Origin of the sequence: Microbacterium sp. Root553 (assembly GCF_001426995.1) — a bacterium.
Classification (GTDB): domain Bacteria; phylum Actinomycetota; class Actinomycetes; order Actinomycetales; family Microbacteriaceae; genus Microbacterium.
In genome coordinates, this window is record NZ_LMFY01000001.1 from 1203906 (window position 1) to 1224471 (window position 20566).

At 68.9% G+C, this 20566-nt stretch carries 18 protein-coding genes and 2 pseudogenes; 5 read left to right on the top strand and 15 right to left on the bottom strand.

The features are described from left to right. Window positions 1–205: 205 nt before the first annotated feature. Window positions 206–1657 (bottom strand): catalase, encoded by a 1452-nt coding sequence (locus ASD43_RS05545; protein ID WP_056419165.1) that lies wholly within the window; start codon window positions 1655–1657, stop codon window positions 206–208. Here ASD43_RS05545 and ASD43_RS17690 point away from each other — a divergent pair. Next, window positions 1656–1931: pseudogene (locus ASD43_RS17690) on the top strand (hypothetical protein); the annotation flags it as partial. The gene ASD43_RS05545 and the pseudogene ASD43_RS17690 overlap by 2 nt on opposite strands. Here the strand turns inward: ASD43_RS17690 and ASD43_RS05550 are convergent. Next, window positions 1851–2144, bottom strand: a pseudogene (locus tag ASD43_RS05550) (Fur family transcriptional regulator); the annotation flags it as partial. The pseudogenes ASD43_RS17690 and ASD43_RS05550 overlap by 81 nt on opposite strands. Window positions 2145–2237: 93 nt before the next feature. On the opposite strand from ASD43_RS05550, the gene ASD43_RS05555 reads away from it, so the two are divergent. Then, window positions 2238–2777: a hypothetical protein gene (locus ASD43_RS05555; RefSeq protein ID WP_056414626.1), complete on the top strand. Its 540-nt coding sequence runs from the start codon at window positions 2238–2240 to the stop codon at window positions 2775–2777. 19 nt (window positions 2778–2796) lie between these two features. Here the strand turns inward: ASD43_RS05555 and ASD43_RS05560 are convergent, their stop codons facing one another. The 10 genes from ASD43_RS05560 to chvE all read right to left on the bottom strand — a co-directional run bounded on the left by ASD43_RS05560 (window position 2797) and on the right by chvE (window position 13857). Continuing rightward, the gene (locus ASD43_RS05560; RefSeq protein WP_235564039.1) at window positions 2797–3462 is read right to left on the bottom strand and encodes a histidine phosphatase family protein; all 666 of its coding nucleotides are present in this window, start codon (window positions 3460–3462) and stop codon (window positions 2797–2799) included. Between the two features lie 49 nt (window positions 3463–3511). After that, window positions 3512–4441 carry a DnaJ domain-containing protein gene (locus ASD43_RS05565; protein WP_056414631.1) on the bottom strand — a complete coding sequence of 310 codons (930 nt, stop codon included), beginning with the start codon at window positions 4439–4441 and terminating at the stop codon, window positions 3512–3514. 70 nt (window positions 4442–4511) lie between these two features. Then, complete coding sequence (locus ASD43_RS05570) at window positions 4512–5165, bottom strand: YigZ family protein (protein WP_056414634.1); 654 nt, start codon at window positions 5163–5165, stop codon at window positions 4512–4514. 59 nt (window positions 5166–5224) lie between these two features. Then, a complete protein-coding gene (locus ASD43_RS05575; RefSeq protein ID WP_056414637.1) occupies window positions 5225–6211 on the bottom strand; it encodes an aldo/keto reductase in 987 nt (328 codons plus the stop codon). A gap of 106 nt (window positions 6212–6317) precedes the next feature. Beyond that, window positions 6318–7802: a D-serine/D-alanine/glycine transporter gene (gene cycA / locus ASD43_RS05580; protein ID WP_235564040.1), complete on the bottom strand. Its 1485-nt coding sequence runs from the start codon at window positions 7800–7802 to the stop codon at window positions 6318–6320. A gap of 130 nt (window positions 7803–7932) precedes the next feature. Continuing rightward, window positions 7933–8709 (bottom strand): ATP-binding cassette domain-containing protein, encoded by a 777-nt coding sequence (locus tag ASD43_RS05585; RefSeq protein ID WP_082539274.1) that lies wholly within the window; start codon window positions 8707–8709, stop codon window positions 7933–7935. Beyond that, entirely contained in the window at window positions 8706–9884 is a 1179-nt protein-coding gene (locus ASD43_RS05590) for an ROK family transcriptional regulator (RefSeq protein WP_056414641.1), read from the bottom strand. Before ASD43_RS05590 ends, ASD43_RS05585 begins: the two co-directional genes overlap by 4 nt. Before the next feature lie 37 nt (window positions 9885–9921). Then, window positions 9922–11100: a multiple monosaccharide ABC transporter permease gene (gene mmsB, locus ASD43_RS05595; RefSeq protein WP_045252812.1), complete on the bottom strand. Its 1179-nt coding sequence runs from the start codon at window positions 11098–11100 to the stop codon at window positions 9922–9924. Next, window positions 11097–12638: a multiple monosaccharide ABC transporter ATP-binding protein gene (gene mmsA, locus ASD43_RS05600; RefSeq protein WP_056414643.1), complete on the bottom strand. Its 1542-nt coding sequence runs from the start codon at window positions 12636–12638 to the stop codon at window positions 11097–11099. The genes mmsB and mmsA overlap by 4 nt, the downstream gene beginning before the upstream one ends. Before the next feature lie 64 nt (window positions 12639–12702). After that, the gene (gene chvE / locus ASD43_RS05605) at window positions 12703–13857 is read right to left on the bottom strand and encodes a multiple monosaccharide ABC transporter substrate-binding protein (RefSeq protein ID WP_056419178.1); all 1155 of its coding nucleotides are present in this window, start codon (window positions 13855–13857) and stop codon (window positions 12703–12705) included. Between the two features lie 326 nt (window positions 13858–14183). On the opposite strand from chvE, the gene ASD43_RS05610 reads away from it, so the two are divergent. Then, complete coding sequence (locus tag ASD43_RS05610) at window positions 14184–15656, top strand: MATE family efflux transporter (protein ID WP_056414647.1); 1473 nt, start codon at window positions 14184–14186, stop codon at window positions 15654–15656. 151 nt (window positions 15657–15807) lie between these two features. Further along, on the top strand, window positions 15808–16218 hold the full coding sequence (locus ASD43_RS05615) for a hypothetical protein (protein WP_157550837.1): 411 nt from the start codon (window positions 15808–15810) through the stop codon (window positions 16216–16218). Between the two features lie 67 nt (window positions 16219–16285). On the opposite strand, the gene ASD43_RS05620 is transcribed toward ASD43_RS05615, so the two are convergent. Continuing rightward, complete coding sequence (locus ASD43_RS05620) at window positions 16286–17995, bottom strand: AMP-binding protein (RefSeq protein ID WP_056414653.1); 1710 nt, start codon at window positions 17993–17995, stop codon at window positions 16286–16288. A 52-nt stretch (window positions 17996–18047) separates the two neighbouring features. Further along, window positions 18048–18515 carry an Lrp/AsnC family transcriptional regulator gene (locus tag ASD43_RS05625; RefSeq protein ID WP_174233221.1) on the bottom strand — a complete coding sequence of 156 codons (468 nt, stop codon included), beginning with the start codon at window positions 18513–18515 and terminating at the stop codon, window positions 18048–18050. A gap of 112 nt (window positions 18516–18627) precedes the next feature. Between ASD43_RS05625 and ASD43_RS05630 the strand changes: the two genes are divergently transcribed. Continuing rightward, window positions 18628–19836, top strand: coding sequence for a trans-sulfuration enzyme family protein (locus ASD43_RS05630; protein WP_056414658.1), 1209 nt, complete (start codon window positions 18628–18630; stop codon window positions 19834–19836). A gap of 148 nt (window positions 19837–19984) precedes the next feature. On the opposite strand, the gene ASD43_RS05635 is transcribed toward ASD43_RS05630, so the two are convergent. Then, window positions 19985–20452 (bottom strand): acyl-CoA thioesterase, encoded by a 468-nt coding sequence (locus tag ASD43_RS05635; RefSeq protein WP_082539275.1) that lies wholly within the window; start codon window positions 20450–20452, stop codon window positions 19985–19987. Between the last annotated feature and the right edge of the window lie 114 nt (window positions 20453–20566).

Sequence of the window (20566 nt, forward strand, 5' to 3'; positions counted from 1 at the left end):
CGAACGCGACGGGGGCCGACACGCCACCTACAGGACGGTTGGTACAAAACCATCCTGCACGTGGCGTGTCGGCCCCCGAAGTGGAGCGGCCCGGTCACCGGATGCCGGTCAGCGGATGCCGGCCACCGGATGCCGGTCAGCGGATGCCGGCCAGCGGATGCCGGTCACCGGATGCCGGTCACCGGATGCCGAGCGGGCCCGACGCTCAGAAGCGGGCGCGCAGCGCGTCGCCGAGCGAGGCGTCGACGTTCGTCCAGTACTGGAAGAAGCGCTCGCGGATCGCGTCGATTGTGATGCCCTGACCCTGACCGGTGAGGGTGTCGAGGAATCGGGCGCGCTGCTCGTCGTCGAAGACCGTGCGGTACAGGGTTCCCGCCTGACCGAAGTCGTCGTCGTCGCGGCGCAGGGTCGCCGCCGAGCGGATCAGCTCGCCATCCGACTCCCAGCTCGCCTCGACGCCGGCCAGCGGGTCGGCCTCGGGGCCGCCCTCGGCGCCGTACGAGTTCGGGGTGTACACGCGGTGCTCGGCCGGGTTGAACCGGTACTGCATGTGCCCCTCGTGCATGTAGTTGCGCACCTCGGCGGCATGCGGCTGGTTGACCGGCAGCTGGTTGTAGTTCGTGCCGACGCGGTGACGCTGGGCGTCGGGGTAGGCGAAGACGCGGGCCATCAGCATCTTGTCCGGCGAGATGCCCGTGCCGGGCACCTGGTTGCCGGGCGAGAACGCCGCCTGCTCGATCTCGGCGAAGAAGTTCTGCGGGTTGCGGTTCAGCGTGAACGTGCCGACCTTGATGCGCGGGTAGTCCTTCTTCGACCACGTCTTGGTGAGGTCGAACGGGTTGAAGCGGTACTCCTTCGCCTCCTCGTACGGCATGACCTGCACGTAGACGTCCCACGAGGGGTGCTCGCCGCGGGTGATCGCGTCGAACAGGTCGCGGCGGTAGTGGTCGGCATCCGAGCCCGCCAGCTGCTCGGCCTCGGCCGCACCCATCGCCTCGACGCCCTGGTTGGACATGAAGTGGTACTGCACCCAGAAGCGCTCGCCCTGGGCGTTCACCCACTGGTAGGTGTGCGAGCCGTAGCCGTTCATGTGGCGCCAGCTGCGGGGTAGGCCGCGGTCGCCCATGAGGTAGGTCACCTGGTGGGCGGACTCGGGCGACAGGGTCCAGAAGTCCCACTGCATGTCGGCGTCGCGCAGGCCGGAGTCGCCGAGGCGCTTCTGCGAGTGGATGAAGTCCGGGAACTTCATCGCATCGCGGATGAAGAACGTCGGGGTGTTGTTGCCGACGATGTCGAGGTTGCCCTCGGAGGTGTAGAAGCGCAGCGAGAAGCCGCGCACGTCGCGCCAGGTGTCGGGGGAGCCCTGCTCGCCGGCGACCGACGAGAAGCGGAGCAGCGTCTCGCTGGTGGCGCCGGGCTGGAACACCGCGGCACGGGTGTACGCCGAGACGTCCTCCGTGACGACGAACTCGCCGAAGGCGCCGCCGCCCTTGGCGTGCGGGTTGCGCTCCGGCACACGCTCGCGGTTGAACGAGGCGAGCTTCTCGACCAGGTAGCGGTCGTGCAGGACCGTGGGGCCGTCGGCGCCGACGGTGAGCGAGTGCGCGTCGCTCGGTGCCGGGGTGCCGGTCTGGGTCGTGGTGTTCGGTTTCGTCATGTGCTTCTCCTTCTGCGCGAGGCGAGACGAGGGCATCCGTGGGTCCGGGTGCTCTCGGTGTTCACGCCTATGCGGCGTTCTGGCAACTGGGACACAGGCCCCAGAAGGTGACTTCGGCTGTTCGGACGGTGAATCCCCCCGCCGAAGACGGGGTGAGACACGGCGCGTCGCCGACGACGCAGTCCACATCGCCGACCGCACCGCATTCGGTGCAGACGACGTGGTGGTGGTTGTCGCCGATGCGCCGCTCGTAGAGCGCTGCGGAACCTGCCGGTTCGATCCGACGGAGCAGGCCCGCCGCCGTCAGGTCCGCGAGGATGTTGTGCACCGACTGGATCGACGTCGTCGGGAGCACCGCGGACACGGAACGGTAGACCCGCTCTGCATCCGTGTGGGCCATGGATTCCATCACCTCGAGCACAGCGACACGGCCCGCGGTCGCCCGCAGTCCCGCATCGCGAAGCGCGGAGTCGAGGTCGGTGTCCATGCCTCGACTGTACCTGCTGTTTTGAGTTGTTCAAAAGACCGGCGTGTCGGCGTCGGCGGTTGCGCGCTCCGTGCAGATGCGTAGCGTGGAGTGATGGCCATGAGACGAGCGGCGACGATCGGACTGATCCTGGTGGCGGGCATCGCGCTCGCCGGATGCACGGGTGAGCCCAGCGCGTCACCGAGCGGGCCGGCCTCCGGCTCGCCCTCCCCGTCGGCATCGACACCCGCGCCCACCTCCACCGGGGATGCGGCGGACGCCGACGAAGCGCTGCTCCCGATCCCCGCCGACGAGATCAGGGACTGGGCCGAGACGGCCGTGCCGAGCACCGGTGCCGAGGGATCCACCCCGATCCTCTCCGGGTGGTTGAGCGAGAACACCTCCCCGCACCAGAAGACGCTCCTGCAGGCCCAAGAGGCCGGTGCCTATCAGGCGCAGCTCGCCTGCCGGGGCGACGGCACCATCACGCTGACGGCCGGCGAGGTCGACGACGAGCCGTCTGCCGAGCCGATCGTCTGCGAGAACGAGACGATCGCGTTCGACGTCACCACCGCCGCCACCGGGATGCAGATCGTGATGGACCTCGAGGGCGCTCCCACGATCTATGCGCTGTCGCTGCAGCGGATGGGCTGAGCCGCGGTCCCGATCGGCGTCAGGACTCCGAAGGCGCGAGAGGCAGCTCGAGTCCGTAGTTCCATGACAGGATCGCCGGCTGCTCGCGATAGAAGCTCAGCACGGAGACGGATCCGGCGTCCAGGCTGATCTGCGCTCCGAAGCGTGGGGCCAGCCGCAGGTAGACGGCGGTCAGGATGCGCAGGAAGTGGCCGTGCGCGACGAGGGCGACGTCTCCGTCCGCCAGGGCGGGCAGGATGCGGGTCAGCACCCGCGATGCCCGGGCGGCGACCTCTTCGACGGTCTCGCCCGGCGTCGCGCCGCGGATCACCCCGTGCGTGAAGGCGCTCCAGTTGTAGCCGAGCTCCTCGCGGATGTCCTTCGTCGTGCGTCCCTCGTATCCGCCGTAGTCCCATTCGACCAGCAGCGGATCGACCTCCGCGTGCAGACCGGCGAGCTCGGCAGTGCGCCGGGCTCGCTGCAGCGGCGAGGTGAGCACGAGGGAGAAGTCGTAGTCCGCGACCAGCTCGCCCGCCCCGCGCGCGAGATCCTCTCCCCGGGCGGTGAGCGGGATGTCGGTGAGGCCGGTGTGCAGACCGGCCTTCGACCATTCGGTCTCGCCGTGGCGCAGGAGCACGAGCTTGCCCGAAGGATTGTCGGGCGCGGGACGGTCGGGCAGCGGGTCGTATTCGGGGAGCGCAGGCACACCGCAACCGTAGTCCGCACGCGTCGTGGGGGGACAGCCCCGCACGGACTCAGACGAACGTGATGGTCTGCTGCAGACGGGTGCGCACGTCGAACAGCTCGTTGCCCCCGATCGCGCGGGCGCCCGGGACACCCTGGCGCAGCACCATCGACAGCGCGCTGCGCCGAACGACCACTACCGGCATGCCGCGGCTGCTGCCGAGCGGTGTGACGGCCTGCGACAGATCGTCGTCGGGGAGGACCATGATCGCTCCGCCGAACTTCACCCTGGCGGCCTTGGCCACTGTGCGCATGCGGGCGAGGGCGGCGGTCACCGGCGCGCGGGTGCCGAGGCTCGGCCCGGTGATCTCACCGCGCCGGAAGCCGACGACGCCGCCGAAGTCCTCCGACATCACGCCGTACAGACCCGACGGGCTGAGCACCACGTGGTCGAGCTTGTCGTCGGCATCCGCGCCCGTGGCGACGTCGTGCCAGACGGTGAAGCCCATGCCGAGGGCGCTCACCGTGCGGGCGGTCGCCTCCTCGGCCAGAGCATCGGCGAGCAGTCGTCGCAGGTCTCGCGGAGCCGAGCGCACGAGCGCGGGGTCGTAGGGGTCCGGCACCTCGACACCGCGGCCCGCCCATTCGCGGATCAGCGACAGATAGCGCTCGCGACGCCAGCCGCCGGGGTGGCCGTACGAGCGCGCCCTGGGGCGGGTGTCGGTGCGCGTCGCGGTCTGCGGACGCCATCCGCTCCACTCCGGCTCCGACGGGATGCCGGGGTGCGTGCCGCTGCGGCGGTCGTAGGCGGCGCGACTCTCGGCGGTGCCGACGAGCTCCCACGCCCGCTGCACCTGGATGAACACGGCGGCGTCGCCGCCGGTGTCCGGGTGCGACTCGCGCAGGCGCAGCCGGTAGGCGCGCCGCAGCTCGACGTCGTCGACCGACGGGTCCACACCGAGGATCTCGTAGGCGGACGCCGAGAGCGGGCTGTCGAACATCGCTCTCCTTCCGAGATCGCGGCATCCAGAATATCCGGCTGCTGTTGTGGATCGGCCGTGGCCGTCGGTGTCAGTCGGGCACGTCGACGATGCGCTCGCCGCCGATCACCGGCACGACGGCCCCGGAGGAGGCCGCCGCGATGTCATCCGCGAGTCGGTCGAGCTCCGGCGCCGGAACCCAGGCCTCCAGCGTCGCCCGTGCCCCGTAGCGAGGTTCGCCGAGCGTCGCCCCGTGATGCAGAACCCAGTCGCGCAGCAGGTTGTCGATGCGTCCGGCATCCGCGTGCGACACCTCCATCGTGATCCGGGTGAGCGACTGCCGCCGCACGAGCGCGGCGAGGTCGAGGGCGTCCGAGACGGCCGAGGAGTAGGCCCGCACCAGCCCGCCGGCGCCGAGCTTCACTCCGCCGAAGTAGCGGGTGACCACCGCGACGACGTCCGTCAGCTCGCGGCGGCGCAGCACCTCGAGCATCGGCACGCCGGCTGTCCCCGAGGGCTCGCCGTCGTCGGAGGACCGCGCCTGGTCGCCGAGCAGACCGGTCACCATCGCGGTGCAGTTGTGCCGGGCATCCCACCACTGCCTGCGGAGGCGCGCGATCACGGCATCCGCGTCCTCGACCGAGGCGACCGGAGTGACGGTCGCGATGAATCGGGACTTCTTGATGACCAGCTCGTGCTCCACAGGCGCGGCGATGGTCGCCGGGTGGCTGCGGGGCGGAGTCATCCGCCTCAGACTACCCAGCCCCGCCGCCTGCTCAACGGTGCCTGCTCAGCGCCGCCTGCTCAACGGTCGACGAACGACATCTGCTGCGGGTTGTAGCGGTCGCCATGCACTCCCACCCGTGCCGCGAGCTGGTCGAGATCGGCCATCTCATCGGCTGAGAGGGCGACGGTCGTCGCCCCCGCGTTCTCGGCGATGCGCGAGGTGCGTCTGGTGCCGGGGATCGGGACGATGAACGGGTGCCGGGCGAGCAGCCAGGCCAGCGCGACCTGGCCGGAGGATGCCTCCTTCGCCTCCGCGAGGGCGGTGACGTGACTGACGAGGGCCTGGTTCGCGGCCCGGTTCTCTTCGCTGAAGCGCGGGATCGTGCCGCGGATGTCGCCGTCCGAGAACGAGGTGCTCTGATCGACCGTGCCGGTGAGGAATCCCTTTCCCAGCGGGCTGAAGGGCACGAAGCCGATGCCGAGCTCGGCGAGGGTGGGCAGCACCTCGTCCTCGGGATCGCGGGTCCACAGCGAGTACTCGCTCTGCAGGGCGGTGACAGGCTGCACGGCGTGCGCGCGACGGATCGTCGAGGCGGATGCTTCGGAGAGGCCGAAGTGGCGCACCTTGCCCTCGGCGATCAGCTCGCCCACCGTGCCGGCGACGTCCTCGATCGGCACGTCGGGGTCGACGCGGTGCTGGTAGAAGAGGTCGAGCACGTCCGTGCGCAGCCGTCGCAGCGACTCCTCGGCGACGCGGCGGATCTGCTCGGGCCGGCTGTCGAGTCCGACGCTCGTGCCGTCTTCGATGCGCCAGCCGAACTTCGTCGCGATGACGACCCGGTCGCGGATCGGCTGCAGCGCCTCGCCCACGAGCTCTTCGTTGACGTAAGGCCCGTAGACCTCCGCCGTGTCGAAGAACGTCACTCCGTGGTCGAGTGCGGAACGGAGAACGGCGATCATCTCGTCGCGGCTGCCCGGGTTGGGGCCGTAGCTCTGCGACATCCCCATGCAGCCGAGACCGATGGCCGAGACCTCGAGTCCCTGTCCGAGTGTGCGAGTGTGCATGTCGTGTCCTTTCGTCGAGGACGACGCTACGCCCGCGCTCGACGCGGCGGGAGGCCCTGCCGGAACCTCCCACCGGGATGCTGAGTCGTGGACGCGAGAGGGGCGACTACTCCGCGGAGTCGTCGCGCAGGTACGCGATGTGCGCCGCGTGCCGCGTCAGGTGGTTCTGCGATCTGCGCACGAACAACCAGGCGACGAGCAGCAGCACGAACCAGATCGGCGTCACCAGCAGAGCGGTCAGAGTGTCGGGCTGCGTCGTGAGCGCCCACAGGATGAACACGAAGAACGCCAGCACGACGTAGACCATGAAGATGCCGCCGGGCATCCGGAACGTCGATGTCGCGACCTTCTCGGTACGCCGGCGCCGGTACGCCAGGTAGCTGCAGAGGAAGATCGTCCACACGAACATGAAGCACACCGCCGACACGGTGGTCACCATCGAGAACGCGGTGCCGATGTCCTCGCCCGCGTACAGCAGCACCACGCCGGAGAGCAGCAGGATGCACGAGAGGAACAGCGCGTTCTGCGGCACGCGCCGCGTCGACAGGCGGCCGAAGAGTCGCGGCGCATCGCCGTCCTGTGCGAGGCCGAACACCATGCGCGAGGTCGAGTAGATGCCCGAGTTCGCGCTGGACATCGCCGAGGTCAGCACGACGAGGTTGACGACCGTGGCGGCGATGCCGAGGCCCGCGAGGGCGAACATCGCGATGAACGGGCTCTCGTTCGCGACGTACTCCGTCCACGGGGTGACGGCCATCAGGATCACGAGCGCGCCGACGTAGAACAGCAGGATGCGGATCGGGATCGCGTTGATCGCCTTGGGCAGATTGCGCTCGGGGTCCTTGGTCTCGGCTGCCGCCGTACCGACGAGCTCGACGCCGACGAACGCGAAGACCGCGATCTGGAATCCGGCGACGAAGCCCAGGAAGCCGTGCGGGAACATCCCGCCGTGTTCCCACAGATTGGCGAAGCTCGCGGTTCCCGCGTCGTGCCGGAAGCCGGTGAAGATCATCACCAGACCGGTGATGATGAGGGCGACGATCGCGATGATCTTGATGAGTGCGAACCAGAACTCCATCTCGCCGAACGCGGCGACGGTGGGCAGGTTCAGCGCGAGCAGGATCACGACCACGAGCACGCCGGGGATCCACAGCGGGATGCCGGGGAACAGCGCGTCGGAGTAGCCGGCGATCGCGATCACGTCGGCGACTCCCGTCACCACCCAGCAGAACCAGTACGTCCAGCCGGTGAAGAATCCGGCCCAGGGGCCGAGCAGGTCGCTGGCGAAGTCGCTGAACGACTTGTACTTGAGGTTCGACAGCAGCAGCTCGCCCATCGCGCGCATGACGAAGAAGAGCATGAACCCGATGATCATGTAGACGAAGATCACCGAGGGGCCGGCGACCGAGATGGTCTTGCCGCTGCCCATGAACAGGCCCGTGCCGATCGCACCGCCGATCGCGAGCAGCTGGATGTGGCGGTTGCTCAGCGCCCGCTTCAGGTGCTGCTCGTCACCGCCCGTGGATCCGCCCGTCGCACCGCCCTTCGCTCCGTCCACGCCGACGGTCGCGCCTGTGTTCTCTGTCGTCATCGTTCGAGCCTCCGGTGGTTCTGTGCCGCCTCCCGCTGCGGCATCCTTCCGACCGTACTTCGCGATCGGGCGTGTCGGCGGAGCGAATCGCGTCGACATGCCGCACCGCGTCGTCGCGCGGGTGCCCGGCTCAGCCCGACGACGCGGAGGAGGGGGCGCGGTAGGTGCCGATGATCGCCGCGATGAGGTCGGAGTACGCGGCGTCCTGGCTCGCGAACGAGCCGTTGTTGCGTCCGTGACGAAGCACCTCGACGCGATCCGACACGGCCTGCACATCGGCGATGTTGTGGCTGATGAAGACGACGCCGAGACCGAGTTCGCGGAGCCGCTCGATGTGCGTGAGGACGTCGGCGGTCTGCGCGACGCTGAGCGACGCCGTCGGCTCGTCGAGGATCACGATGCGAGGTTGGCTGATGAGCGTGCGGGCGATCGCGACCGCCTGTCGCTGCCCGCCCGAGAGGGTGTTCAAGGCGGAGCGGATCGAGGGGATGTTCGCGGCGAGGTCGCTGAGCGCCTGTCTGGTCGACTGCTCCATCTCGCCCTCGCGCAGCATCCCGCTCGGGGTGCGCAGCTCGCGGCCGAGGAACACGTTCGCCGTGACGTCGAGGTTCTCGCAGACCGCGAGATCCTGGAAGACGGTGGCGATCCCGAGACGATGGGCTTCCGCCGGCCTCGAGATCTCGACGCGCTCGCCGTCGATGCGGATCTCGCCCGAGGTCGGCGCCAAGGCTCCGGCGATGATCTTGGCCAGAGTCGATTTGCCGGCGGCGTTGTCTCCGATGAGACCGACGACCTCTCGAGCGTGCACGGTGAAGTCCACGTCGGTGAGCGCCTCGACGGCCCCGAAGCGCATCGAGATCCCACGCAGGGTGAGCAGGGGCTCTGCCTGTGCGGCGGTGATGTTCACGCGCGGTCCTCGAGCAGCTGCGACGGATCCGTCGACTGCAGGATGTGGATGATCGCGCCGATGAGCACGGCATCCTTGCCGAACGATGAGGGCACCGGGTCGCGCCGCGGAGTCCGCCCCTGCGGCGCGTTGTCGCGGACGGCGGCGGCGAACGGCAGCAGGAAGATGGGCCCCGCGTCGACGAGCTCGCCGCCGACCGTGATCACCTCGGGCGCGAGCGATTGATGGGCGGCCGCCACGACGCGTCCGAGTGCCGTCGCGGCGTCGGCGACGACCCGCGCACACCCGGGGTCGCCCGCGGCGGCGCGGGCGATCACATCCTTGAAGGTCACCTGTCCGAAGGTGGCGCGCAGGGGGGCGGTGACGGCCTCGGCGCCGGCCACCGTCTCGAGACAGCCGCGCTGGCCGCAGGCGCAGACCGACCCTGCGGGGTCGACCTGCACATGGCCGATCTCGCCCGCCGTGCCGGAGCGTCCGCGGTAGATCTGCGAGTTCAGGACCACGCCCGCGCTCGCCGTGTACGAGGCATGCACGAACAGGCTGTCCTTCACATCGCGCGCCGTGCCCAGTGTGGCCTCGGCGAGAGCGGCGAGGTTCGCATCCTTCTCGACGAGCACCGGGCAGCCGATCCGCTGTTCGACGACCTCGGCGACCGGCCGGGTCTCCCATCGGCGCATCACCCCGCTGTAGGCGATCAGCCCCGTCTCCGGGTCGACCGGCGCCGGCAGGGCGATGCAGACGCCGATCAGGTCAGCGGCATCCGCGGCGATCATGCCGAGCATGTCGATGATGAGGAGCGTGATGCGATCGAGTACGGTGTCTTCGGCATGGTCCAGCGGCAGCGGCATCGACCGATCGGCCAGGACGTCCTGTCCGACGTCGGAGAGCCGTACGCGCATGCTGCGATTGCCGATCTGCACGGCGGCGACCAGGCCCGCTCGACGCGCGATCGTCACGAGCTGCGCGCGCCGACCGCTGCGCGAGGTCGGGTGCGTCTCGATGAGACCCGAGAGGCTGAGCTCCTTCACGATGGCCGAGACGGTGGCCGTCGAGAGGCTGGTCGCTTCGGCGAGCTCGACCTGGGTGAGCCCGCCGAAGCGCTTGACCGCGTCGACGATCTTCGCCGTGTTGGCCTCGCGCAACCCCGACTGGGATCCCGCGGGCCATCTGCTCATAGCGGGAGCTTATCGCGCGTCGATGCCGTCACCGCGGTCAGCGGGCGGCACCGGCCCGACGCTTGTTCCAGACGTCGAAGGCGACGGCGATCAGCAGCACGAGACCCTTGACCACCTGCTGGGTCGCCTGGTCGAGGCCCATGAGCTGCATGCCGTTGCTCATCACCGCCATGATCAGGCCGCCGACGATCGCGCCGCCCACTCGGCCGACGCCTCCGGTGACGGCCGCACCGCCGATGAAGCAGGCGGCGATGGCGTCGAGCTCGAACATGTTGCCCGCTCCGGGCTGAGCCCCGTTCGTGCGCGAGGAGAACACGACCCCGGCGATGCCGGCGAGCATGCCCATGTTCACGAAGATCCAGAAGTTGACCCTCTGCACGTTCACGCCGCTGAGCAGGGCCGCGTGCAGGTTGCCGCCGATCGCGTAGACGTGGCGGCCGAAGACGCTCTTCTGCGTGATCACGGAGTACGCGATGATCAGCACCGCGAGGATGATCAGGACGAACGGGAGGCCGCGGCTCGTGGACAGCTGGTAGCCGAACCACATCACGACGGCCGCGACGATCGCGATCTTGGCGACGAACCAGCCCAGCGCCTCGACCGACTGCTGGTGTGCGAGCTTCGACCGGCGGCTGCGAACCTGCCAGACGGCGTAGCCGACGACGCCGATCGCGAAGATCACGAGTGTGAAGACGTCGACCCCGTAGCCGCCGAACAACCCGTTTATGAACCCGTTGGCGATCGAGTAGTAGGTGCCGCCGAACGGCGACAGTGAGACGTTGCTCAGCACGATGAAGGTGAGTCCGCGGAACAGGAGCATGCCGGCCAGCGTCACGATGAAGGCGGGAATGCCGACGTACGCCACCCAGAAGCCCTGCCATGCCCCGACGAGCAGCCCGACGGCGATCGCCGCGAGAACGCCGACCCACCACGGCTGCTGCCCGCGGATCACGATGACCGCGGCCGTCGCACCGGTGAGTGCGACCACCGAGCCGACGGAGAGATCGATGTGGCCCGCGATGATGACGATCACCATGCCGATCGCGAGGATCAGGATGTAGGAGTACTGGAGGACGATGTTCGTGAGGTTGCCCGGCGAGAGGAACGTCGGGTTCAGGATCGCGAAGAACGCGACGATCGCGATGAAGGCGACGAGGATGCCGCTCTGGCGGAGGTTCCGCGTGGCGAGGCTGAAGAGGTTGCTGACGCCGGTCATCGCGCGGCCGTCCTTTCGAGGGTCATGAGCTGCATGAGGTTCTCCTGTGTGGCTTCTGCGGCGGGGAGTTCACCGGTGATCCTGCCGAAGGCCAGGGTGTAGATGCGGTCGCAGATGCCGAGGAGCTCGGGGAGCTCCGAGGAGATCACCAGCACTCCCTTGCCGGCCGCGACCAGGCGATTGATGATCGTGTAGATCTCGTACTTCGCGCCGACGTCGATTCCGCGGGTCGGCTCGTCGAGGATCAGGACGTCGGGTGCGGTCTGGATCCACTTGCTCAGCACGACCTTCTGCTGGTTGCCTCCGGAGAGGTTGCCGACGAGCTGGAGCACGCTGGGGGTCTTGATGTTCAGCTCGGCCCGGTACTGCTCCGCCACCTGCAGTTCGCGGTTCGCGTTGATCCATCCGCCCGGGCTGATCAGGCGCAGCGACGCCATGGTGATGTTGTGTCGGATGTCGTCGATGAGGTTGAGCCCGAATCGCTTGCGGTCCTCGGTGGCGTAGGCGATGCCCGCACGGATGGCGGCGCTCGTCGTCGAGGTGTTCACCTCTTTGCCGCGGACGAAGACCTTGCCGCGTGCGTGGCGTCCGTAGGTGCGCCCGAACACGCTCATCGCGAGTTCCGTGCGTCCGGCACCCATGAGACCGGCGATGCCGACGACCTCTCCGGCGCGGACGGACAGAGAGGCGTCGTCGACCATGACGCGCCCCGGTTGGGTGGGGTGGCTCACCGACCAGTTCTCGATGCGCAGCACCTCCTCGCCCGGATCCGAGACGCGCTCGGGGTAGCGGTGGGCCAGATCGCGGCCGACCATTCCCCGGATGATCCGCTCCTGCGTCGAGGCGGGATCCTTCATGTCGAGGGTCTCGATCGTCTTGCCGTCGCGGATGATCGTGGTGCGGTCGGCGATCTCGGCGATCTCGTTGAGCTTGTGCGAGATGATGATCGACGTCATGCCCTCGTCGCGCAGCCGGCGCAGCAGATCGAGCAGGTGCGCGGAATCGGTGTCGTTGAGCGCGGCGGTCGGCTCGTCGAGGATCAGCAGGCGCACGTTCTTCGACAGCGCCTTGGCGATCTCGACGAGCTGCTGCTTGCCCACCCCGAGCTGCGCGACGGGCGTGGCCGGGTTCTCGTCGAGCCCCACCTGGGCGAGGAGCGCCGATGCCTCGGCGTTCGCCCTGTCCCAGTCGATGAGGCCGTTCTTCGCGCGTCGCTCGTTGCCGAGGAAGATGTTCTCGGCGACGCTCAGATAGGGGATCAGCGCGAGCTCCTGATGGATGATCACGATCCCCTTCTGCTCGGAGTCGGTGATCGCGCCGAAGGCGGCCACCTCGCCCTCGTAGATGATCTCGCCGTCGTATGTGCCGTGCGGATAGACGCCCGAGAGCACTTTCATCAGGGTGGACTTGCCTGCGCCGTTCTCGCCGCAGATCGCGAGGATCTCGCCGCGGTTCACGTCGAGGCTGACGCCCTGGAGCGCCTTCACACCCGGGAAGCTCTTCTCGATCTCCCGCATCTGCAGAACCGGTGTCGTCATGACCCGATGTCCTTTCGTGAGAGAGGGGCGTGCTGCCGGTCCGGCAGCACGCCCCGAGGGAGATCTACTCGGCGACGCCCGAGTCGACTTCGGCCTGCGTCCAGTAGCCGGAGTCGATCAGCAGGGACGTGATGTTGTCCTTGTAGACGATGTCGGACTGCAGCAGGTACGAGGGCACGACCTTCACCCCGTTGTCATAGGTCTCGGTGTCGTTCGCCTCGGGCTCGTCGCCCTCGAGCATCGCCTCTGCGGCGACGACCGACTGTTCGGCGAGCTTGCGGGTGTCCTTGAAGATCGACGAGAACTGTACGCCCTTGTCGATCAGGGTGATGGAGGCGATCTCCGCGTCCTGGCCCGTGACGACGGGCAGGCCGTCGGCGATGGTGGCTCCGAATCCGCCGGTGCCCTGCAGGGCCGTGATGATGCCGCGGGAGAGCCCGTCGTACGGCGACAGCACTCCGTCGAGCTTCGTGCCGTTGCCGTAGGTCGAGGTCAGCAGGTCCTCCATGCGCTTCTGCGCGGTCTCCTGCTGCCAGCGCAGGGTCGCGGCCTGCTCGATCTCGACCTGGCCGGACGGAACCGCGAGCACGCCGTCGTCGATGAACGGCTGCAGGGTGTCCATCGCGCCCTTCCAGAAGAAGTGCGCGTTGTTGTCGTCGAGCGAGCCGGCGAACAGCTCGATGTTGAACGGTCCCTTCTGGCCGGTCTCCTTGCCGTCCGCGTCGAGGACGCCGAGGCCGACGAGGAGCGAGGTGGCCTGCTGCACGCCGACCTTGTAGTTGTCGAACGTCACGTAGAAGTCGACGTGCTCGCTGTCGCGGATCAGACGGTCGTACGAGATCACCGGGATGTTGGCAGCCGCCGCGGCGTCGAGCTGCGACGACAGCGCGGTGCCGTCGATGGCCGCGATGATGAGCAGGTCGGCACCCTTGGTGATCATCTGGTCGATCTGCTGACCCTGGGTGGGGATGTCGTCGCCGGCGTACTGCAGCTCGACCTGGTATCCGGCATCCTCGAGGCCGGCCTGCACGGCGTCGCCGTCGGCGATCCAGCGCTCCGAGGTCTCGGTCGGCATCGAGACGCCGATGAGCATGTCGCCCTTGTCGGCCCCCTCGGCTCCTGCGGGTCCGCCGGTCGAGCCTGCTCCGCCTCCGCCACAACCGGCGAGGGCGAGGGCCCCGACCAGGCCGAGTGCGGCCAGTGCGTACTTCTTCTTCATCACGAGCTCCTTCGCTGTGCATGCGTGGTGGGCGCCATCGCCCGAGATCGGAATCCCTGCCATTCGGGACTCGCTCGGGAGACACTTTCCTTGAGTTCGAGTCTCGAAGTCAAGGGGCTGTGATCATTTCGTGACTTCCCGGATAGCTCGGGGGATCAGGATGCTGTTGACGTCAACCCATGCGCGGTGTGAATTCGTTCGGTTCGAGATTCGAAGTCAAGGTGGTCGTCGCGGGCGCGAGAAGATCGGGTCTTCCGTGGCCCCGAATCGATTCGATATCCTGAACGCTCCCCCCGATCATCCCCAGTCCTGCGAGCCGCTCCCTCATGGCCACCTCTCTCACCACGGGTCGTCCGTGGCGTGTCATCCTCTCGTTCTCGATCCCCCTCCTGCTCGGCAACGTCGTGCAGCAGATGTACCAGTTCGCCGACGCCGTCGTCGTCGGCAGGCACCTCGGCGTGCAGTCGCTCGCCGCCGTCGGTGCGACGGGCAGTCTGCTGTTCCTGCTGATCGGATTCGCCTGGGGTCTCACCAGCGGCTTCGCGATCCCCATCGCCCAGGCGTTCGGCGCGGGCGACGGGGCCGCGGTGCGTCGATCCGTCGCGACCGGCGTGATCCTCACGGGTGCGACGAGTGTCGTCCTCACCGTCGTCGCGCCGTTGATCGCGGCGCCCCTTCTCGACCTGCTCCAGACGCCGTCCGAGCTCATGCCCGAGGCCACGACCTTCACGCAGATCAGCTTCATCGGCGCGAGCGCGACGATGTTCTTCAACTACCTCTCCGCGATCATCCGCGCGATCGGCGACTCCCGCACCCCGCTGATCTTCCTCACCGTCTCGTGCGTCCTCAACGTCGCACTGGTCGTGCTGATGGTGGGCCCGCTCGCCTGGGGCGTCGGCGGCGCGGCGCTCGCCACGGTCATCGCGCAGGCGGTCTCGGTGGTGCTCTGCCTCGAGTTCGTCCGCCGCCGTCTGCCCATGCTGCACCTGCGTCGTGCGGACTGGCGCGTCTCCCACGACGACGTCCGCGAGCACCTGCGGCTCGGTCTGCCGATGGGATTCCAGGCGTCGATCATCGCGATCGGCACTCTCGCCGTGCAGGTCGCGTTGAACACTCTCGGCTCCGACGCGGTCGCCGCGTACACCACGGCCTCCCGCGTCGACGGCCTGGCGGTGGCGTTCCTGTCGTCGCTGGGACTCGCGTCCTCGATGTACGCGGCGCAGAACCTGGGCGGTCGGCGGCCCGACCGCATCCGCCGAGGAGTCATCGAGGGCACCTGGATGGCGGTGATCACCGGCGCCCTGCTCGGCGCGCTCATCATCGCGTTCGGCACCGCCATGGTGCGGCTTTTCGTGGGGGAGGGGTCCGACGAGGTCGTGCGGCTCGCGCACCTCATGCTCGTCATCAACGGATGCGGCTACTGGGCGCTCGGGGTGCTGTTCGTGCTCCGCGGCGCGCTGCAGGGGCTCGGCCACACGCTGATCCCCACGGTCACCGGGGTGATCGAGCTCGTGATGCGGGTGGGCGCGGCCGTCGTGCTGGGCGCACTGATCGCCTTCGAGGGCGTGGCGCTCAGCAACCCGCTGGCCTGGCTCGGCGCGATCACGCTGCTGGTTCCCGCGTACGTGCGCGCGCACCGGTCGCTCGCGCGCATGCCGGTGGATCCCGTCGAGTCGACCGAGACGTCCGCCATCGCGATCGTCGGCCCTACGGACGGGTCCATGGTCGTCGACGCGGTCCTCACCCAGCCCGTGCGGGTGGTGCGCGGCTCGCGGTTCGCCTGGTTGACGCGCCGCTGACGCGGGGCTGACGCGGCGCGTCACGGGCTGACGCGGGGCGTCACGATCGCAGAACATCATCCTTGAGACGGATGCCCGCAATGCCGACACTTCGTAGTGTTGGTTGTACGGAGGTTCCGTTGACCGGGGGGTCGAGATGACGTCATCGAGGGTGGCAAGCGAACTGGCATCGATTCTGGTGCCGCTCGGTATGGCCGGGGCGGTGTTCGCGGCACTGTGCGCGATCGTCGCAGCCGTGGCCATCATGCGCGGCGCGGCAGGACTCGCCGGCGGAGCAGTGGGTCTGTGGATACCGGGAGCCCTGCTCAGCTCCACGGCGTCGTTCGCGAGTCAGTGGACGCCGCTGCTCGTCTCGGGCGTCGCGCTCGTCGCGATGCTCGTGATCGGAGCGGTGGCGCGCGGGGTCGTGAACGCCGGCGAACCCGCACGGCAGGCGGCACGCGAGGCTCGGGCCGCCGCGATCGTCGACGCCGTCACGCTCGCCGACGGCGCGGCGCCCGCCGCTCCCCGCACCACGAAGCCGGCCACCACGACGGGTGCTCAGCCGGCGCTCGCCGGCTGACGCCGCGCCCGTCACGTCGGCGCCCCGTCACGGAGGCTCTCAGCAGTAGGCGCTCAGCAATAGGCGCTCAGCGGTAGTCGCGGTCGCGATGCTGCGCCGCCTCGTCTCCCGCGGCGACGCGCTCGCTCTCGCGCGCCCTCAGCTCGACACGGCGGATCTTGCCCGAGATCGTCTTGGGCAGCTCGGGCACGAACTCGATGATGCGCACCCGGAGGTGCGCCGAGAGCCGGTCATGGGCGTACGCGAAGATCGACCGCGCGGCGTCGGCGTCGTCGCCCACGGCATCCGCCCGCAGACAGACGTAGGCCTTCGGCACCGCCAGCCGCGTGGGATCGGGGCTGGGGATCACCGCGGCCTCGATCACGAGGTCGTGCTCCAGCAGCACCGACTCGAGCTCGAACGGCGAGATCTTGTAGTCCGATGCCTTGAAGACGTCGTCGGCGCGACCGATGTAGGTGAGGTACCCGTCGGCATCGCGCTGGGCGATGTCGCCGGTGTGGTGGTAGCCGCCCACCCGTGACTCGGCCGTCTTCTCGGGGTCGTCGTAGTACCCGGCCATGAGCCCTGTGGGCGGATGCGCGAGGTCCAGCGCGATCTCGCCCTCGGCGTCGGCGAGCTCGCCGGTCGCGGGGTCAAGCAGCACGACCGGGTAACCGGGAAGGGGGCGGCCCATCGAGCCGACCTTCACGACCTGACCGGGGGAGTTGCCGACGCAGGCCGTCATCTCGGTCTGCCCGAATCCGTCGCGGATCGTGCCGCCCCAGGCGTCGCGCACGCGGTCGATGACCTCGGGATTCAGCGGTTCGCCGGCGCCGACGAGTTCGCGCGGCGGGTGGGTGAGGCGCCCGAGATCCGCCTGGATCAGCATGCGCCAGACCGTCGGCGGGGCGCAGAACGTCGAGACGTGGTGGGTGTCCATGACCTGCATGAGAGTGTTCGCGTCGAAGCGGTCGTAGTTGTACACGAACACCGTGGCCTCGGCGAGGAACGGCGAGTAGAAGCTCGACCAGGCGTGCTTGGCCCACCCGGGTGACGAGATGTTGAGGTGCACGTCGTCGGGACGCACGCCCAGCCACCACATCGTCGACAGGTGCCCGATCGGGTACGAGACGTGCGTGTGCTGCACGAGCTTCGGACGGCTGGTGGTGCCGCTCGTGAAGTAGAGCAGGGCCGTGGCGTCGGCGGGGGTCGGTGCATCCGGCTCGAACGTCGTCGGCGCGGTGGTCGAGTCGTCGAAGCGCGTCCACCCCTCGGGGATGCCGTCGCCCACCCCGATGCGCAGCACCTGCGCGTCGATGTCGGCGATGCGCTCGGCGAGTCCGCCCGTCGTCACGATCGCGCGGGCGCGGCCGTGCTCGACGCGGTAGGCGAGGTCGGATGCCGAGAGCAGCGTCGAGGTGGGGATCGACACGGCCCCGATCTTGGTGATCGCGAGCATCACCTCCCACAGCTCGATCGTGTTGCCGAGCATCACGATGACGTGGTCGCCCCGGCGGATGCCGATGCCGGTGAGCCACGCGGCGACCTGGTCGGAACGCGCCGACAGCTCGCCGTACGTCCACGACCTGCGGGTGAGGTCGGCCGAGACGATCTGCACGGCCGGGCGCTCGGGCCTCTCGCCGGCGATGACGTCGAACCACTCCAGTGCGAAGTTGAACGTCGCGGGTGTCGGCCACGAGAATCCGTCGCGGGCCGCGGCGTAGTCGGTCGCGTTCGCGAAGAGGAAGTCGCGCATCTCTCGGACCGATGTCGTGGCTGCGGTGGCGCTGCGGCTCATGAGGGGCTCCCTTGCTCGACGGACGACGTGTCCATCCTCGCCCACGATCCTCTCAGCGCGCGAGCAGACCCGCGCCGTCGCGCAGCTCGAACACCAGTTGGGTCTCGGTACCGCGCACCACGGGGTGCACCGTGATGTGTTCGAGCACGATGTCGCGCAGCGCCGTGGCATCCTGCACCGCGACGTGCACCAGGAAGTCGTCGACGCCCGCGACGTGGAACACCTGCAGCACCCGGGGGATGCCGGCGAGCGCGTCGAACAGTGCGGTGACCTTCGGGCCGGTGTGGTTCGCCAGCCGCACTTTGATGATCGCCTGCAGCGGAGATCCGAGGGCGGCCTCGTCGACCCTGATGCGGGTGTCGCGGATGATCCCTCGTTCGCGCAGAGAGCGCACCCGGTGAGCGCAGGTCGATTCGGCGAGACCCAGGCCGCGGGCGAGCGCCTTGTTGGTGACCTCGGCGTCTCGGGTGAGCACGGCGAGGATCTCGAGATCGACCTCGTCGAGTTGCGCTTTCGCCAACGTGACCATCTCCCTGCAGCTCCGTTCCGCTCAGAATAGCGAGATCGCCGCCTGGAGCGAGTGATTCTGTCGAACCACGGCGGCAAAAGCGCATTTCCGGCAACGTGGAAGCATGACTGCACCGTTGCATCCAGACACCCTCGCCGTGCACAGCGGGCGCGCCGACCTCGACGGACTCGGCGTGCACGCCCTGCCGATCGACCTCTCGACGACCAATCCGCTTCCCGACATCGAACGGGGCGGCGATTCGTACGAGGCGATGGCGACGGGGGGCCGTCCACCTGCCGACGGCAGCCTCGTCTATGCGCGCCTCTGGAATCCGACCGTCGCCCGGTTCGAAGACGCGCTCGCCGAACTGGAGCACGCCGAGGCGTCGGTCGCGTTCGCGTCGGGGATGGCGGCGATGACCGCCGTGATCCTCGCCCACGGTCCGGCGGCGGGTAAGCACCACGTGGTGGCGGTGCGTCCGCTCTACGGGGGCACCGATCACCTGCTCGGGTCGGGGCTCCTCGGCGTCGAGACGACCTACTGCGAGGCGGCCGACGTCGCCGCGGCGATCCGCCAGGACACGGGTCTGGTGGTGCTCGAGACTCCGGCGAACCCGACCCTCGACCTCGCCGATATCGCCGCCGTCGTCGCTCGCGCGGGAGACGTGCCGGTCGTCGTCGACAACACCTTCGCGACGCCGGTGCTGCAGAACCCGATCGATCACGGCGCGGCCATGTCGCTGCACAGCGCGACCAAGTATCTGGGCGGCCACGGCGACGTGATCGCCGGCGTCGTGGCCTGCAGCGAGACGACGGCCGAGGCCCTGCGCCGGGTGCGGGCGGTGACGGGCGGCCTGCTGCATCCGCTGGGCGCCTACCTGCTGCACCGCGGACTCACCACTCTGCCGGTGCGGATGCGCGCGCAGCAGGAGAACGCGCGACGCATCGTGCAGTGGTTGGGGGATCGGCCCGAGGTCGCCGAGGTCTTCTACCCGGGGCTCGACGGCGACCCCGCCGGCATCCTCGAGAGACAGATGCGGGGCACCGGGGCGATGATCGCGATGCGGATGCGGGGTGGCTTCGCCGCGGCATCCGCAGTGACCTCGTCGACCACCCTGTTCACGCACGCCGTGTCGCTGGGCGGCGTCGACTCTCTGATCCAGCATCCCGCCGCCCTCACGCACCGACCGGTCCCGGAGGAGGCGCGACCCGACGCCGACGTCCTGCGTCTGTCGATCGGTCTGGAGAACGTCGACGATCTGATCGCCGACCTCGCGCAGACGTTCGCGGAACTGCCCGCGGCGCGCACACTCGTCGGCGTCGGCGTCGACTGAAAGACCGGGTCGTCTGCAGGATCGATGCACGGATGCAGGATGATCCGGCCGATCCGGCCCTGCATCCGTGCTCCGGCCCTGCATGTGTGCGGAGTGTGCGGAGGCCCTGACGGCGGACCTTGTGGCAGGTCGACCGCGGGTGCCGGGCCTACGGCAGGCGGATGGTCCCCGTGGCCAGGCGCTCGGTCGGCATCCGGTCGCGGTTGTACGTGATCTCGCTGTAGCCGTGCGGGGTGGGCAGGCCGTCGTCGTCCAGGCTCACGAACACGATCTTCTCGATCGTGAGGATGCGCTTGCGGGTGATCATGTTGCGGGCGACGGCCCGCATGATCAGCGACGTGGTGCCGAAGTGCGTCGCCTGCAGGCCGATCTCGATCAGGTCGCCCTGCACAGCCGACGCCTCGAAGTTGATCTCCGAGATGTGCTTGGTCACCGCCCGGTAGTTGCCGAGCTGCACGATCGCGTAGATCGCCGCCTCCTCGTCGATCCACTTCAGCAGGCTCCCCCCGAACAGCGAGCCGTTCGCGTTCAGGTCCTCCGGCTTGACCCATTTGCGGGTGCGGAAGTTGATGCCGTCCTCGGACCACTGCCACTCGGGAGCCTTGTTCGTCGCCATGCTCCGAGGGTAGGAGCCTCATGAGTCGGGGGTGTTACGCGAGCACGCCGAGCGGATCCGCTCCGGGCGGATCCGCTCGGGGCGGATACCCGCCCACGGCGGAGCGAGGCGACG

Bases quoted from the DNA above. Each gene is read 5' to 3' on its own strand.
- cycA (WP_235564040.1), bottom strand. From the start codon at position 7,802: ATGACGACAGAGAACACAGGCGCGACCGTCGGCGTGGACGGAGCGAAG.
- ASD43_RS05575 (WP_056414637.1), bottom strand. From the start codon at position 6,211: ATGCACACTCGCACACTCGGACAGGGACTCGAGGTCTCGGCCATCGGT.
- ASD43_RS05565 (WP_056414631.1), bottom strand. From the start codon at position 4,441: ATGTTCGACAGCCCGCTCTCGGCGTCCGCCTACGAGATCCTCGGTGTG.
- ASD43_RS05620 (WP_056414653.1), bottom strand. From the start codon at position 17,995: ATGAGCCGCAGCGCCACCGCAGCCACGACATCGGTCCGAGAGATGCGC.
- ASD43_RS05545 (WP_056419165.1), bottom strand. From the start codon at position 1,657: ATGACGAAACCGAACACCACGACCCAGACCGGCACCCCGGCACCGAGC.
- chvE (WP_056419178.1), bottom strand. From the start codon at position 13,857: ATGAAGAAGAAGTACGCACTGGCCGCACTCGGCCTGGTCGGGGCCCTC.
- mmsB (WP_045252812.1), bottom strand. From the start codon at position 11,100: ATGACCGGCGTCAGCAACCTCTTCAGCCTCGCCACGCGGAACCTCCGC.
- ASD43_RS05570 (WP_056414634.1), bottom strand. From the start codon at position 5,165: ATGACTCCGCCCCGCAGCCACCCGGCGACCATCGCCGCGCCTGTGGAG.
- ASD43_RS05630 (WP_056414658.1), top strand. From the start codon at position 18,628: ATGACTGCACCGTTGCATCCAGACACCCTCGCCGTGCACAGCGGGCGC.
- ASD43_RS05610 (WP_056414647.1), top strand. From the start codon at position 14,184: ATGGCCACCTCTCTCACCACGGGTCGTCCGTGGCGTGTCATCCTCTCG.
- ASD43_RS05555 (WP_056414626.1), top strand. From the start codon at position 2,238: ATGGCCATGAGACGAGCGGCGACGATCGGACTGATCCTGGTGGCGGGC.
- ASD43_RS05635 (WP_082539275.1), bottom strand. From the start codon at position 20,452: ATGGCGACGAACAAGGCTCCCGAGTGGCAGTGGTCCGAGGACGGCATC.
- mmsA (WP_056414643.1), bottom strand. From the start codon at position 12,638: ATGACGACACCGGTTCTGCAGATGCGGGAGATCGAGAAGAGCTTCCCG.
- ASD43_RS05590 (WP_056414641.1), bottom strand. From the start codon at position 9,884: ATGAGCAGATGGCCCGCGGGATCCCAGTCGGGGTTGCGCGAGGCCAAC.